Origin of the sequence: Pseudomonas sp. KK18, from assembly GCF_037094675.1 — a bacterium.
Classification (GTDB): Bacteria; Pseudomonadota; Gammaproteobacteria; order Pseudomonadales; family Pseudomonadaceae; genus Aquipseudomonas.
In genome coordinates, this window is record NZ_CP146605.1 from 67,823 (window position 1) to 83,206 (window position 15,384).

A 15,384-nucleotide genomic window follows, 5' to 3' on the forward strand; every position below is an offset into this window, starting at 1 on the left:
GTTCGAAGTGATTTCGCCTGCCCCTCTTCAGTTACACTCGGCGCTTTGCACGCCTTTCAAGGAGCAGTTGCGTGAACACGGAAAACCATTCCCAGACGGCCGCTTTCCTCTGGTCGATTGCCGACCTGCTGCGCGGTGATTTCAAGCAGTCCCAGTACGGTCGCATCATCCTGCCGTTCACCCTGCTGCGGCGGATGGAGTGTGTGCTGGAGCCGACCAAGGAAGCGGTGATCCGTGAGTCCTATGCGCAGGAAGGCCGGCCTGATCTGGTGCGTGAGCGTCTGTTGCTACGCGCCGCCGGCCAGCAGTTCTTCAATGCCTCCAAGCTGACCCTCGGTACCCTGTCCGACACCCAGACCGCCGCCGACTTGATGAGCTACGTGCAGTCCTTCAGCAAGGACGCCCGCGAGATCTTCGAGCACTTCCACTTTGAAGACTTCGTGCAGCAGCTCTCTGCGGCCAACCTGCTGTACCAGGTGGTGCAGCGCTTTGCCGCGACTGACCTGAGCCCGGAGCGCATCAGCAACTTCGGCATGGGCATCATCTTCGAAGAGCTGATCCGCAAGTTCGCGGAAAGCTCCAACGAAACCGCCGGGGAGCACTTCACCCCGCGCGATATCGTGCACCTGACCACCTCCCTGGTGATCACCGGGCAGGACGACAAGCTCAAGCCCAACAGCATCGTCACCATCTACGACCCGACTGCCGGCACCGGCGGCTTCCTCTCCGAGGGCGACGAGTACATCCAGTCCATCAGCCAGCAAGTCACCGTGTCGCTGCACGGCCAGGAGCTCAACCCCGAGTCCTATGCCATCTGCAAGGCGGACATGCTGATCAAGGGTCAGGACGTCACCAGCATCAAGCTGGGCAACACCCTGTCTGACGACCAGCTGGCCGACAGCCGCTTCGACTTCATGCTCAGCAACCCGCCGTTTGGCGTGGAGTGGAAGAAAGTCCAGAAGCAGATCACCGACGAGCACAGCGAAAAGGGCTTCAACGGCCGCTTCGGCCCGGGCCTGCCGCGCGTGTCCGATGGCTCGCTGCTGTTCCTTCTGCACCTGGTCAGCAAGATGCGTGACCCGCGTGAAGGCGGCTCGCGCATCGGCATCATCCTCAACGGCTCGCCACTGTTTACCGGCGGCGCCGGTTCGGGCGAGTCGGAGATTCGCCGCTACCTGCTGCAGAACGATCTGGTCGAAGCCATCATCGCCCTGCCCACCGACATGTTCTACAACACCGGCATCGCCACCTATGTGTGGGTGCTGAGCAACCACAAGGCCGCTGTGCGCCAGGGCAAGGTGCAGTTGATTGATGGCAGCCAGCACTTTGCCAAGATGCGCAAGTCCCTCGGCAGCAAGCGCCAGTACCTCACCGAGGAGCAGATCGACGAGCTGGTGCGCCTGTATGGCCGCTTCGAGCAAACCGCGCAGAGCAAGATCTTCCCCGTCGAAGCCTTTGGCTACCGGCGCATCACTGTCGAGCGCCCGCTGCGCCTGAACTTCCAGACCAGCGCCGAGCGCATCGAAAAAGTGCAGGAAGAAAAAGCCATCGAGAAGATGGACGCCCCGGCACGCCAGCGCCTGATCGAAGCCCTGCAGGCGATGGACGAAAGCCAGCTGCACCGCAACCGCGAGCAGTTCAGCAAGCTGCTGAAAAAGGCGCTCAGCGCTCACGATGTATCGCCCAGCACGCCCGAACTGAAGGCCATCCTCAACGGCTTAAGCGAGCGCGACCCCGAGGCGGATATCTGCCTGGTCAGAGGCCAGCCGGAAGCCGATGCCGGCCTGCGCGACAACGAAAACGTGCCGCTGGGCGAGTCGGTGTACGACTACTTCGAGCGCGAAGTAAAACCCCATGTGCCGGATGCCTGGATCGACGAGAGCAAGCGTGATGAACAGGACGGCGAAGTCGGCGTGGTCGGTTTTGAGATTCCCTTCAACCGCCACTTCTATGTGTTCCAGCCACCGCGTCCGCTGGCAGAGATCGACCGCGACCTGAAAGCCTGCACCGACCGCATCAAGCAGATGATCGAGGGGCTGTCGGCATGACGTTTCCGAGTTATCCGGTTTACAAGGATTCCGGGGTGGAGTGGCAAGGGGCTGTGCCTGCTGAATGGCCACGATCCGCATTAAAGTTTCTTGCCGATTATCAAAATGGCTATCCATTCAAGCCTGAGGACTGGGGTGAAGAAGGGCTACCGATTATCCGCATCTCTCAGCTAACAGGTGATACAGCACCAAATTATTACTCCGGCGAGCTTGATTTTCGTGTCAAGGTTGGCGATGGAGATTTGCTTTTTTCATGGTCTGCAACAATCGACTCGTTCATTTGGACGGGTGGCGCCGCCTGGTTGAATCAACACATATTTAAAGTCTCGCCTACAGTCGAAGCTGATCAAAAATTTCTTTTCTATTTGATAAAGCTTGTTGCTCCAAAATTGGCAGACTTTGATGCTCATGGCAGCACCATGAGGCATATAAAAAAGGAGAGCCTTTCTGAGCGTCTCCATGTTCCGACTTTGGTAGAACAAACCCAAATCGCCCGTTTCCTCGACCACGAAACCGCCCGCATCGACGCGCTGATCGAAGAGCAGCAGCGCCTGATCGAACTGCTCAAGGAAAAGCGCCAGGCCGTGATCTCCCACGCCGTCACCAAAGGCCTCGACCCGACGGCGCCGATGAAAGACTCCGGCGTGGAGTGGCTGGGTGAGGTGCCGGCGCATTGGGTTGTTAGGCGCATCAAACACTTGACCGAAGTGATTTCTAAGGGAACTACTCCAACAACCATTGGTGAAGACTTTCAGGACGAAGGTGTTAGGGATGGTCTGAAGTAGCCATGTATTTCCCCGGCATACCACCTAGCGCAACTTTTAAACTCGCCAAATGATCAAAAAACAATCAATTCGACGAGTATTTCTTACGTTTTCGCCACCCGGACCCCACTCCGGTGGCCATTTCCCGCATTACAGGCGCACCTCTCCTGCATTCGTCAGTAAATGTCGGCGCGCCATCCACAGGTTCGACAGAGCGAACAGTGTCACCAGTTGCGCCGTGTTTTTGGCCAAGCCGCGAAAGCGCACCTTGGTGTAACCGAACTGGCGCTTGATTACCCGGAACGGATGCTCGACCTTGGCGCGCACCTGAGCCTTGGCCTTTTCAATCTTGCGCTTGGCTTTGTACAGCACGCTGCGCTTATCGAGTTTTTTGTAGGTGCTGCGGCGTGCCGCCACCTGCCAGATAACTTCACGTCCTTCATGCTCGGGCCGCTTTTCGACACCGGTGTAGCCTGCATCGGCGCAGACCACGTTTTCGTCGCCATGCAGCAATTTGTCCACCTGGGTGACATCCGCCACATTGGCCGCCGTGCCCACTACGCTGTGCACCAGACCCGATTCGTCATCGGCGCCGATGTGGGCCTTCATGCCAAAATAATACTGGTTTCCCTTCTTGGTCTGGTGCATTTCCGGGTCGCGCTTGCCGTCCTTGTTCTTGGTCGAACTGGGCGCATTGATCAGCGTTGCATCGACGATGGTGCCCTGGCGCAGCGACAGGCCGCGGTCGCCCAGATAGCCATTGATGACAGCGAGGATGCCGGCCGCCAGCTCGTGTTTCTCCAGCAAGCGGCGGAAGTTGAGAATGGTGGTTTCGTCGGGGATGCGCTCCAGGTTCAGCCCGGCAAACTGGCGCAGGATCGTGGTTTCGTACAGCGCTTCCTCCATCGCTGGATCGCTGTAGCCGAACCAGTTCTGCAGCAGATGCACACGCAGCATCGCCATCAACGGGTAGGCCGGACGGCCACCTTCACCCTTCGGATAATGTGGCTCGATCAAAGCAATCAAGCCCTTCCACGGCACCACCCGATCCATCTCGATCAGGAACAACTCCTTGCGGGTTTGCTTGCGCTTGCCAGCGTACTCGGCGTCGGCGAAGGTCATCTGCTTCATCGGGAAACTCGGTGGGTGGGGTCGCGGTATTTTGCCAAATCAGAAAGTCTTTTTCAGAGTTTCCCTAGGCTGACAAGCCAAGCGCTGGATCGCAACCATCCATCACCTTATCCAGCTAGATCTGCCTCCTCCAATAAGTGCCGCACAAATCCCGGCGGGTGCAGATTTCCGGGAGGTTTGCGCCAGATCAGTTGGAGACGCTTTTCAAGCCCCGGGATGGGAAGAGCTACCAGCGCGCCACTGCGAACTTCGTCTTGTACTGCGGAAGCCATCACCAACGACACGCCGAGTCCCGCCCTCACTGCTTGTTTGACTGCCTCGGTGCTGCCTAGCTGCATACCGCTGCGAGGCACGCCCAGTTCGCCAAAGTATTCGGTCAGAAGCCGTCCGGTACCGCTACCCGGTTCACCTCCCAGCATCGGCAGGTCCACCAGACGATCACGTTCTATGCACCCTGCTTCAGCCAGCGCATGGTCGGGGCTGACGATAAGCACCAGCGGCTCGACCCGCCAGAGGCGGTGTTCGAAGTCGGGGTGAGGTAGCCACCATTCCATGATCGCGGCGTCGAGCTGGCCCGCCAGTAGCTGGTCGGCCACATCCGGGTTGGCGGCGATGCGCAGATCCACCTCGCCCCTCTCATTTGCGGTCGTCAGATAGTTGCGCACGAATGGCAGGAGAAGGTAGGTGCCGATGTTGGAGCTGGCCCCGACGCGCTCACGATTGCCATGCAGGGCTTCTAGCGCCCGGGCGTGCATGTCGAGCAAGGCGGTCGCATGCGGCATGAAGGCCAGCGCCCGTGTGGTAGGCTGGCAGCCGCTACGACTGCGCTGCACCAGCGTTACGCCGACCTGCTCTTCAAGCTTCTGCAAGTGCTGCGACACCGTCGGCTGGGCCAGCCCCAACGCCCTCGCCGCGCTCTGAAAACTGCCTGTTTGAACGATCGCTACCAGGCTCTTCAGCCAGACCGGATTCAACATGCGGCAGGCTCGGCCTTGGGCAGACGGTTCGCAGCGTTGATTGGGCGCGCACCTGCCAATGCCTGGATGATGTTCTGCGCTGCACAACGTTCAATCTCCAGGCGCACCGCGCGCACTGCCGACCCTATGTGCGGAGTGAACAGCGTATTCGGATGCGCGAGCAGCGCAGGATCGATCAGCCGCGGCCGGTCCGCGCGAGCCCAGTCTTCCATTTCGAATACATCCGCCGCATACCCGCCGAGCTGGCCTCGCTCAAGCGCCGCGAGCACGGCGGCTTCATCCACTACCGAACCACGACAGGGGTTTACAAGCAGAGCGCCCGGCCGTACGAGGGCAAGCAGCTCGGCGTTGACCAGATGCTGGGTATCGGCATTCAAGGGAAGCGCCAGCAGGATGAAGTCCGAGCTGGCGAAGAGTTCGCTGCACGCCACCCGGCGCAGGCCGAGCCGTTGCTCGGTTTGTGTATCCAGAGCCTTCGCCTCGTGGTACTGCAGGGTCGCGCCCCATCCCTGCAAGCGATCAGCCATGGCCAGTCCGATGGCGCCCATGCCAAGGATGCCGACCGTAGCGTTATCCAGCCCCGTGCCGTAGAACTGTGGTTGCCAGCCCTGGAACTTGCCAGAGCGGACGAACGCATCTGCTGCCCGCAGATGCCGCCCCAGCCCCACCGCCAGTCCGATCGCCAGCTCGGCAGTCGGGACCGTCAACAGATCAGGCACGAAGGTCAGCCAGACCCCGCGGGCAGTACAGGCGTCCACATCGAAATTGTCGAAGCCCTTGAGCGCGCAGCCGACTACACGCAGCTCAGGGCAGGCTTGAAGAAAGTCTGCATCGACCCGATCGGGCATGAACGCCATCATCGCCTGAGCATCGCGGCAGCGGCGCAGAATTTCCTCGCGCGGCAGCGTGCTGTCGGTCTGGTTGGTCATCAGCTCGCAATGTGGCGCCAGCAGTTGCAGGATCTCATCGTGTACTCGGTGAGTTATAACGAGTTTCGGCAGCATGGTTTGTCCTATTTGAAACGTTTGCGCAGCACGCCACTGAAGGCGTCTACTAGCGTGACCATGGCCAGGATGACCAGCAGGATTGCTGCAACCTCCTGGTACTGCATGATGCGCAGCGAGCCCATGAGTTCGAAGCCGATACCGCCGGCGCCAACCATGCCCATCACGGTGGAGGCGCGAAAGTTGTATTCCCAGCGGTAGATCGCCACGTCGGCGAACTGCGGCGTCACCTGTGGCAAAACCGCGTGCAGCAGCACTTGCATCGGCGTAGCCCCCGCCGCCCGAGCGGCTTCCACCGGCGCTTCGTCGACGTGCTCGATGGCCTCGGCGAAGAACTTGCCGACCATGCCGACCGAATGCAGACCCAGGGCAAGCACGCCCGGCAAGGCGCCGAACCCTACGGCTGCAACGAAGATGATGCCCATGATCAGCTCCGGCACCGACCGCAGGGCATTGAGCAGCACCCGGGCAACACCGAACACAAGGGGGTGCGGCGCCGTATTGCGCGCTGCAACGAAGGCCACCACCAGCGAGAACACCACTGCGATGGCCGTACCGGCGATGCTCATCGCCAAGGTGTCGATCAAGGGGCGAATCCAGCTTCGATAGCCCGAAAAGTCTGGCGGCATGGCCTCGCCTGCCAGGGTCGCGATGGAGGGCAGCCCGTTCAGCAGCGTGGTGGCATCGAGCAGCCCCACGTACCAGCAGGCCAACAGCACCACTCCGAATACAATCGCCACCTGCCCCAGCTGGCGCCACCAACCGAGGCCGAAGCCTCGAAGGATGTGCTCGCGTTGCTCTGCAGGCAGCGCCTGCACGTCGTAATGAGTAGACATATCGGTGCTCACATCGTGGCGAAGTCGAGGCCGAGCAGCGATCCCATGTTGCGGATCACATCGTAGTCGGCGTCGGTGATTGGCGCGAAGGCCTCGGCCTTGAAGTTGCGCAGCACTTCGGGATCGTCGATACCGACGAATACATCCCGCACCTTGGTTTTCAGCTCGGGGCTCAGGTTCGAGCGCATCGCCCAGGGGTACTGGGGGTATTCGCCGCTGTAACCAAGTACTTTCACCTTGCTCGGATCGATTAGGCCACGTTCGACTGCGTGATTGAAAATTACCTCCGACAGCCCACCCGCATCGGCGTTGCCGTTCGCCACGTTGACGGCAACGGCGTCATGCGTGCCCACAAAATGTTGTTCGTAGTCCTGCCCACCCGTCAAACCGGCCGTCTCAAGAAGCACGGCTTTGGGAATCAAATGGCTGGACGTCGATGCCCGGTCACCATAGGCCATCTTCTTGCCCTTAAGGTCGGCATACTCATTCACGCCTGACGCCACATTGGCGATAATCACCGAGCGATAGGTCGGCTTGCCGTCGATGACCATGGCAGCGAAGGGCTCGATGTCGCTTTTGCTTTTGGCCATGACGTAGGACAGCGGACCGAAATACGCCAGGTCGATACGGCCAAAGCGCATCGCCTCAATCATCGAGGAATAGTCGGTGGTTACGATCAGCTGCACCTTCTTGTCCAGATGCTCTTCCAGATAATCCTTCAGCGGCTGGTTACGCTTGATCAGCTCGGAGGCGTTTTCGTCCGGCAGCAGGGCAACCTTTAGCACATCCGGATCGGCATCGGCCGCTAGGGCGGACAAACTTGAAACAGCGGACAGCAAGCAAGTCAATAAGAGCGCGGATAAGCGTTTCATCGGGACATCTCCAGTGAAGGTTCGAGCATGACAGGTGGTTCAGCCGGAGCATTCGCTGGCTGAGTCGTAGAGCGGCCTGCATAGATGCGCTCAAGCTGCGCATCGGTGAGTTCCGAGGGCGCGGCATCGAAAACGATCTGAGAATCGGCCAGCCCGACGACGCGATCGGCGAAGCGGCGGGCATATTCGAGTTGATGCAGCGAAACGATGGCGGTGATGCCGTCTTCCTTGCAGATGTCGCGCAGCAATCCGAGAACACGGACCGAAGTGGCCGGGTCGAGACTGGCTACCGGCTCATCGGCCAGAATGATCGCCGGCTGTTGCGCTAGCGCACGCGCGATGCCTACCCGCTGCTGCTGGCCACCGGACAGTTTGTCCACCCGGCTTAGCGCCTTGTCTGCCAGACCGACCCGAGCGAGGCAACTGAGCGCAATCTCCTGATCGGCACGCGGCAGAGGAAACAGCGAGCGGAGCGTGTTGTGAAAGGCCAGCCGACCGGTAAGCACATTAGCCAGTGCGCTTTGACGTTCGATTAGCTGGTGGTGCTGAAAGATCATGGCGGTACGCCGACGATGCTGACGCAAGGCCGAGCCGCTGCCGAGTTCACCGAGTTCGCTGGTGACACTGCCGCCAGTGGGCGTGACGAGTCGATTGAGACTACGGAGCAAGGTCGACTTGCCTGCGCCCGAGAGACCAAGCAGCACGGTGAACTCACCACGCCGAAATGCAATCGAGGTATCGCGTAGGGCTGTCACGCCGCCTGGATAGACGACGCTCAACCGGTCGACCCGCAGCACGGCGTCCTGTATCGGATGGGGCGTCATTTGATCACCTTTCGCAATATTGCTGGCCGCACAATTGCGGTTCGCGATGCAAAGGGTAGAAATTCCTTGTTAACGCACTGCTTCTAAAGGATGACATTTCGATGAATACTTCGAATCTGCCGTAGCGGGGCGGCAAGCGAAGCCGTGGAAGAACGGGCGCAACGTAGCGTCTTTCTTCACGCGGGATACAGGAGGCTTTGATTGATACTGCTGCGGATTCGCTACAGTAACGTTGGGCCAGAACGTAATGCCATCCAAGCAAGAGAGCGCACACTAGCGGACTATAGGAGACATTCTATTCTTGCCCGTCGATTGACCTAGGCCGTTATGTGGCTGGTCGAAACCTTCAGGTGCCGCCCAACTAGACGTCTGTTGTCGCGCCCAGCTTAATGCTAGGGAAACTCTGAAGAAGACTTCCAGATTTTGGCAAAATACCCGGATTCCACCCACCGAGTTTCCCGATGAAGCAGATGACCTTCGCCGACGCCGAGTACGCCGGTAAGCGCAAACAAACCCGCAAAGAGTTGTTCCTGATCGAGATGGATCGGGTGGTGCCGTGGAAGGGTTTGATTGCCTTGATCGAGCCGCATTATCCCAAGGGTGAAGGCGGTCGTCCGGCCTATCCGCTGATGGCGATGCTGCGCGTGCACCTGATGCAAAACTGGTTCGGTTACAGCGATCCAGCGATGGAAGAGGCGCTGTACGAGACCACCATCCTGCGCCAGTTCGCGGGGCTGAGCTTGGAGCGTATCCCCGATGAAACCACCATCCTCAACTTCCGTCGTTTGCTGGAGAAGCACGAACTAGCCGCCGGCATCTTGGCTGTCATCAATGGCTATCTGGGCGACCGAGGGCTGTCGCTGCGCCAAGGCACGATCGTCGATGCCACGCTGATCAATGCGCCGAGTTCGACCAAGAACAAGGACGGTAAGCGCGACCCGGAAATGCATCAGACCAAGAAGGGTAACCAGTACTGTGTGTCACGAACACAGGTCAGATGACCTGTGCTGCTGTGCCGAAGATGGAAGTAGGCCTTCCGAAGTCGGCTTGCAGGAGCGGACTTCAAACCACCCGGTGCTGCTGCATCCAAAAGGTGTGGTGGTGAGCGACCGAGGAAAAGTCATCCCTGAGGATGGCAGGTGAGTATGGAGAAGATGAGCGAAAGCAAACCGTCCGATGACGCATCGTTATGCCCAAGGTGCTGCCGAAACTGAGGTGGAGTACTGGCTTCAGGACAAGTCGGGGCGTTACCTGCTTACGGACCCGATGGCAGCCGGTGTATAGGCGGCATGATCTTCATACAGGCTTTGGTACGGAACGTGAGAACCTTGTTCCAGATGCGAAGGAAAATGACAAATGGCCAACACCATGAGGAAGAATACCGATGCTGGAACGAGGGGCGGAGCCTCCCGTAGTAGCGATGAAGCCTCTGTAATGGAGGTGGAGCGAAGGGGCGGCGTTATCCGGCCGACGAGCGTTGCCAACCTCCGGGGATGAGTGGCGTGAGCTCGGCGAAACCTTATGACATAGCGAAACGCACGGTATGGGACGCCTACCAGCAGGTCAGGGCCAACCGCGGTGCTGCCGGCATCGACGATGAAACCATCGCCGATTTCGAGCGGGATCTGTCTAAGAATCTCTACAAGCTGTGGAATCGGATGTCGTCGGGGTCGTACTTCCCGCCTCCGGTCAAGCAAGTAGAAATTCCCAAGGCATCGGGAGGCACGCGCAAGCTGGGAGTGCCCACGGTTGGTGATCGTGTCGCGCAAACCGTGGTCAAGCTTCTCATCGAGCCGGAGCTGGACTCGATCTTCCACTCGGACTCCTATGGGTACCGGCCGGGACGATCAGCGAAGCAGGCGGTGGCGATCACGCGTGAGCGCTGCTGGCGATACGACTGGGTGGTGGAGTTTGATATCAAGGCAGCCTTCGATCAGATCAATCATGGGTTGCTGATGAAGGCGGTGCGCCTGCACATCAAGGAGGACTGGATACTTCTGTACATCGAGCGGTGGCTGGTTGCGCCGTTCGAAACGGATCACGGTATGCGCGTCCGACGCGAACGCGGCACCCCGCAAGGTGGAGTGATCAGTCCCCTCCTGATGAATCTGTTCATGCACTATGCCTTCGACACCTGGATGCAACGTACCAGCCCCAACTGCCCGTTTGCCCGCTACGCCGATGATGCGGTGGTGCACTGCCGCAGTCGAAAGCAAGCGGAGTACGTGATGCGCTCCATTGCTTCACGGCTGGCTGCCTGTGGCTTGACGATGCACCCCGAGAAATCGAAGGTCGTGTACTGCAAGGACAGTAACCGTCGCGCAGGTTATCCGCATGTGAGCTTTACCTTCCTCGGCTTCACCTTTAGGCCGAGGAAGGCGCTCAGCAAACAAGACCAGCTCTTCACGAGCTTCCTTCCGGGAGCGAGTGCGGATGCCTTAAAGCGGATGCGGCAAGCGGTACGCAGGTGGCGACTCAATCGCCAAACCCACGTGACGCTGGTCGACGTGGCTCGGCTCTACAATCCAGTGATACAGGGGTGGTCGCAATACTATGGCTCGTTCTATCGGACAGCCATGCTTGGCATCTTCCAGCACATTGACCGCGCGCTTGAACGCTGGGCCCGACGAAAATACAAGGCTCTTCATAGGCGCAAGCGGCGCATTAGCCAATGGCTGGACAAGATGCGGACTGTGGTACCCCGGCTGTTTCATCACTGGCGAGTGACCGGGCAGCAAGGTTGGATAACGGGAGCCGTATGACGCGAGAGTGTCACGTACGGTTCTGCGAGCGGCTGCGGGGGCAGTTCCCGCGGCCGACTCACCACTTCGGCATGAAGGCGCACATCGGTGTCGATGATGAGTCGGGCTTGGTGCACAGCGTGGTGGGCACGGCGGCCAACGTGGCCGATGTCACCCAGGTCGATAAGCTGCTGCACGGCGATGAGAACATGGTCGGTGCCGACGCGGGTTACACCGGCGTCGAGAAACGCCCTGAACATGAAGGCCGGGGGGTCATCTGGCAGATCGCCGCCCGCCGTAGTACTTACAAGAAGCTTGATAAGCGCAGTGCTTTGTACAAAGCCAAGCGCAAGATTGAGAAGGCCAAGGCTCAGGTACGAGCCAAGGTCGAGCATCCGTTCCGGGTGATCAAGCGCCAGTTCGGTTATGTGAAGGTGCGCTTCCGTGGTCTGGCGAAGAACACGGCGCAACTGATGACGCTGTTCGCGCTGTCGAACCTGTGGATGGCGCGCCGACATTTACTGGCGAATGCAGGAGAGGTGCGCCTGTAATGTGGAAAATGGCTGCCGCGAGGTGCTCGCGGCGGCTAAAAACACAGAAATAAGCGGGTGATCTGAGCGTTTTTGATCGATTTGCCGCTTTTAAAATCGGCAGGGGCTGAAGTCAGCCAGAAATACACAACTACTTCAGACCATCCCTAGGTTCGTCGGATCCTGCCGATGCTATTTACGGGAGCCCAGTGTACGAGCGATTTTGCGAGGAGATTGATAACCTGCTATCGGGCGAAGCGGCAGACACCAATGCCTACGACTATTCGTGTGAAGATTTTGAGGTGACATCTTCGTCGTATGATGAAACCAAAGGCCTACTGGTACTGGAGGTTTCGTTTACTTACTCGGGTGAGCAGGATCAAGATCGTCCATACGCTGGTTGTGAATTTTATCTGGACGTTGAAGTTACGTTGGTGCGGCGCCCTGGTGAGTGGCTATTCGAAGAGGGCTGGGTAGCAGTAACCAAGATTGAGACAGATCAGGATCGCGACCGAGAGGCTGAGCTTGCTGACATGTACGCAGATTACTTGAAGGATAAAAAGCGAACTGATGGCATGTAAGTAAGAGCGCTGCGTGCGCAAAATGGCCGATAGTGGACTCTGGTGATAGCCGCTGTCGGCCAGGAGCAGACATCTGCGAGCTGCAACTCGGACAGTCAGTACCCGCGAATTACCGCGATCATTGAGCCGTGGCTGGGCAGACCGTGACTGGTCGGAAGCTAGGGGCTCGGGTACGCTGGCGACTCCATGAGTTGTAGTGTTAATTCGAATTTATTCTATTTAGCAATTACGAGAGATCAAAAAAATGCAGGGAGGCGATGAAAAAAGCACTCCAGATGTGCTAGATGTTACTCAACTGATACGCATCGAAGCGGTACACAGAGGATTCTTATATCAGCACCTGTATACCGTTGGTTGCTTGCTATTAGCGCAGGCGGCCGCCGTCGATGTGGTGATGGTTGAGCTTGATGAGGATATTGAGCTTGTTACCGATCAGGGACGAATCTATGTGCAGGTTAAGACCCGTTCAAAACCAATCATTCCCAGCGATATTTCAAGCGCCCTAGAGCGTTTTGAAAACCTGCGAAATGAGCATGCTGAGGGGATGCGCAAAGGCGAGGCTGCCTTTGTTATCGTCGCGAACCAAGCACCGAGCGTTCAGTTCCAGCAGACTATCAACGATAAAAAACTCCCCCCTGATGTTCTTTTCGTTTGGCCCCAATCTACTTCTGAACGCCACCCGGCACTTCCGCCCGCCTGGGAGTCGCTAACTGATGCAGCGGCATGGTGTATCGCCCAAGCGGAGAAGCTGAATTTTTCATTGTTGTCCCCGGATTCCCTGATATGGAAGCTAGCCGGACTGGCGCAGCTTGCAGCCACGGGTAGTGCCCCGAACAAACAGCATGCGTTTCACGCCAAAGACCTACCTGCGCTATTTGAGCAACTCATCGTTCAACTACAGGATTTCCCCGCACCTCCAGCGTTTTACAGGCCACAAAAACTGGAGCCATCTCTCGCATCCGACGAGCGTGTACGTATCATTTGCGGATTATCCGGTGCAGGCAAGACAGCGTGGGCAGCGCAGGCAGCTCTACACTGCTCTCAGCTGTGTGCCTACTATGACACCGGCGACCTTCCGGGCCCTGCTCTGGCGAGCACACTGGTTCGTGAGTTGGCAGCGAAATTTGCAACGCCGGATCGGGATGGTCTGCGAAAAATCCTGCTGCCGGGCGCCAGTGGTTACGAGGCACTCAGAACATTCGACACATTTCTGGATCAGCAAGGAGCCACCCTGCTGCTGATTTTAGATAATGCGCATCGTGTTCCTGTAGAAAATCTGCGCGATACACTGAATGCAACCAAATGCATTCGTTTCGTCCTGCTGTGCCAGCCCCATGACAACGTCCGCGAGCTGGAAGCTGTTACTGGACTGCAGCGTGAGGCACTTTTGGGGTGGGATATTGATACGGTGGCCGCAGCAGTAGACGATCTCGGTGGCTATGCCACCGCTCAAGGCTACGAGCAACTGCGGACTTATACCGGTGGACTGCCGCTGTATGTTCAGAGCGCTGCAAAAATAGCGGTCACAGAATACGGAGGCAATGTCGATGTGCTGTGCGCTGAACTTCAGCAGCAGGAAAACAGTGTCGAGACTGCGCAGGAAGTCATCCTTACCCGTATTTATCAGGGGTTTGATAAGTTAACTCAGGATTCGCTGGCATTGTTCAGCCTGACTGATGTGGGGTTGAGTCGCGAAGAAGTTTGTGAGCTTCTGGTCAAGTCACTAAATGTATCCACAGGTGGCGCTGCCTCAATTCTTAAGAAAATGCGGGCCACCGGCACCGTTGAGATTTTTGGGAACCAGATGCTGAAGGTACATGACGCCGTCAGAGCACTGGGGCTGCAGCACTTGGAGCTTATGGATCCGGCGGTGGCAAATAACGCACTTATGGCATTGAAAGAGCTGCTGGTCGTGAGCCTTCACAAAACTCGCGACACATCAAGATTCGCGTTGTTGACCCAGGTTTATATCAAACTCAACGATGTCATGACACTCATCGCACTTTCAGGCGAGGAGCTATTTTATGAGATGGGTATTAACGTCGACATACTGGCAAGTCTAGAACGAGCAACGAATTCAGATACACTGGAACCTGTTCATAAATTCTGGGCGTTGGATGGACTAGTTTTCTCTGAGCTTCGAGAAGGCCGTCCTGATAAAATCGTCCAGCGACTTGAGGCCATGGAAGCTCTTCTTATTGAGTATAAGTTTGATTTTCGTGAACAAATTGCATATGCAATGAAACGGATATTATTCTCAGCAGAAAATGGTAACGCATACGAGGTTAAGCGGCTTGTAGAGCAGGCCATCACGAAGTTGCCCGATGCTGAGCATGAACGCATATTTGACTATAACCATGCCATAGCTCTATGGAAGTTAAAGAGATATAAGGAGGCAGAAGCGCTGTGCTGGAAGGTCACTGATGGATATTACGACCTGTTCGGTATTCGTCCGGCAGATGTGATGGGTAAAAATGCGGATGTGCTATGGAAAATTATAAAACGCCCAGAAAATGTTCATGAACATCTCAAACATCTCGCCGACGCACTAGAGTTGTACGCAATAATCCTTCAAGCGCGTGGAAAACCAACGCCATTCATCCGTATTCATTCGATGAAGTTCTACAACATGGCCGGTGCGCCAGAGTCTATGGTGCGGGTCGGCCAGGATTTGGCGGATGAATTTGTCGCCAGGAAAGACTATGAAGGCGCCAGAGAAGTCATGGAGCAGCACGTTTTGCCGATTGTAAATACGGCTGGACTGGTGAACAGGCTGGTTCAGGTACGAAGCCAATATGCGGTGATACTGGCACTATGCGGGCGGCACGATGACGCAGATGCTGAAATGACACGTTTGGGTCCTTATTTTGACGGGTTGACTGGCGAGCAACGTCAGGAAGTTGAAAATCAATCAAATTACATTGCCCAACTCGCCTATGAGGCGTTGAAACCTACTATCGGGCAGATGTTCGGTGCGGTAGGAAGAAATGATCGATGCCCCTGTGGCTCTGGCCTGAAATATAAAAAATGTCATGGGGCTTGACGGCCTAAGACTGAACAGGGCGCGAGCCTCTTC

Annotated in this window: 11 protein-coding genes and 2 pseudogenes; 7 read left to right on the plus strand and 6 right to left on the minus strand. The window is 57.4% G+C overall.

What is annotated here, in order from left to right; translation table 11 throughout:
• The first annotated feature begins 71 nt into the window (after positions 1-71).
• Both V6607_RS00315 and V6607_RS00320 read left to right on the plus strand, forming a co-directional pair.
• A complete protein-coding gene (locus V6607_RS00315; protein WP_033988186.1) occupies positions 72-2,048 on the plus strand; it encodes a class I SAM-dependent DNA methyltransferase in 1,977 nt (658 codons plus the stop codon).
• Positions 2,045-2,833 (plus strand): restriction endonuclease subunit S, encoded by a 789-nt coding sequence (locus V6607_RS00320; RefSeq protein ID WP_083514935.1) that lies wholly within the window; start codon positions 2,045-2,047, stop codon positions 2,831-2,833. The genes V6607_RS00315 and V6607_RS00320 overlap by 4 nt, the downstream gene beginning before the upstream one ends.
• A gap of 129 nt (positions 2,834-2,962) precedes the next feature.
• Here V6607_RS00320 and V6607_RS00325 read toward each other — a convergent pair whose 3' ends face one another.
• From V6607_RS00325 to phnC, 6 genes are all read right to left on the minus strand, one after another.
• Positions 2,963-3,943, minus strand: a complete 981-nt coding sequence (locus V6607_RS00325) for an IS5-like element IS1384 family transposase (protein WP_010466230.1) — start codon at positions 3,941-3,943, stop codon at positions 2,963-2,965.
• Positions 3,944-4,050: 107 nt separating this feature from the next.
• Positions 4,051-4,920 (minus strand): LysR family transcriptional regulator, encoded by an 870-nt coding sequence (locus tag V6607_RS00330; protein ID WP_003127731.1) that lies wholly within the window; start codon positions 4,918-4,920, stop codon positions 4,051-4,053.
• Positions 4,914-5,924: a phosphonate dehydrogenase PtxD gene (gene ptxD, locus V6607_RS00335; RefSeq protein ID WP_003127732.1), complete on the minus strand. Its 1,011-nt coding sequence runs from the start codon at positions 5,922-5,924 to the stop codon at positions 4,914-4,916. Before ptxD ends, V6607_RS00330 begins: the two co-directional genes overlap by 7 nt.
• Before the next feature lie 8 nt (positions 5,925-5,932).
• Positions 5,933-6,760: a phosphonate ABC transporter, permease protein PhnE gene (gene phnE / locus V6607_RS00340; RefSeq protein ID WP_010466252.1), complete on the minus strand. Its 828-nt coding sequence runs from the start codon at positions 6,758-6,760 to the stop codon at positions 5,933-5,935.
• An 8-nt stretch (positions 6,761-6,768) separates the two neighbouring features.
• Positions 6,769-7,632, minus strand: a complete 864-nt coding sequence (gene phnD / locus V6607_RS00345) for a phosphate/phosphite/phosphonate ABC transporter substrate-binding protein (protein WP_010562501.1) — start codon at positions 7,630-7,632, stop codon at positions 6,769-6,771.
• Complete coding sequence (gene phnC / locus V6607_RS00350; RefSeq protein WP_003118432.1) at positions 7,629-8,456, minus strand: phosphonate ABC transporter ATP-binding protein; 828 nt, start codon at positions 8,454-8,456, stop codon at positions 7,629-7,631. Before phnC ends, phnD begins: the two co-directional genes overlap by 4 nt.
• A gap of 461 nt (positions 8,457-8,917) precedes the next feature.
• Between phnC and V6607_RS00355 the strand changes: the two are divergent.
• The 5 genes and pseudogenes from V6607_RS00355 to V6607_RS00375 form a co-directional block, all read left to right on the plus strand.
• Positions 8,918-9,430 (plus strand): annotated as a pseudogene (locus V6607_RS00355) (IS5-like element ISPre1 family transposase); the annotation flags it as partial.
• A 519-nt stretch (positions 9,431-9,949) separates the two neighbouring features.
• Complete coding sequence (gene ltrA, locus V6607_RS00360) at positions 9,950-11,218, plus strand: group II intron reverse transcriptase/maturase (RefSeq protein ID WP_010466266.1); 1,269 nt, start codon at positions 9,950-9,952, stop codon at positions 11,216-11,218.
• 59 nt (positions 11,219-11,277) lie between these two features.
• Positions 11,278-11,748: pseudogene (locus V6607_RS00365) on the plus strand (IS5 family transposase); the annotation flags it as partial.
• Between the two features lie 188 nt (positions 11,749-11,936).
• On the plus strand, positions 11,937-12,308 hold the full coding sequence (locus tag V6607_RS00370; RefSeq protein ID WP_051488632.1) for a hypothetical protein: 372 nt from the start codon (positions 11,937-11,939) through the stop codon (positions 12,306-12,308).
• Between the two features lie 244 nt (positions 12,309-12,552).
• Positions 12,553-15,351, plus strand: a complete 2,799-nt coding sequence (locus V6607_RS00375; protein ID WP_033987773.1) for an SEC-C metal-binding domain-containing protein — start codon at positions 12,553-12,555, stop codon at positions 15,349-15,351.
• The last annotated feature ends 33 nt before the right edge of the window (positions 15,352-15,384 follow it).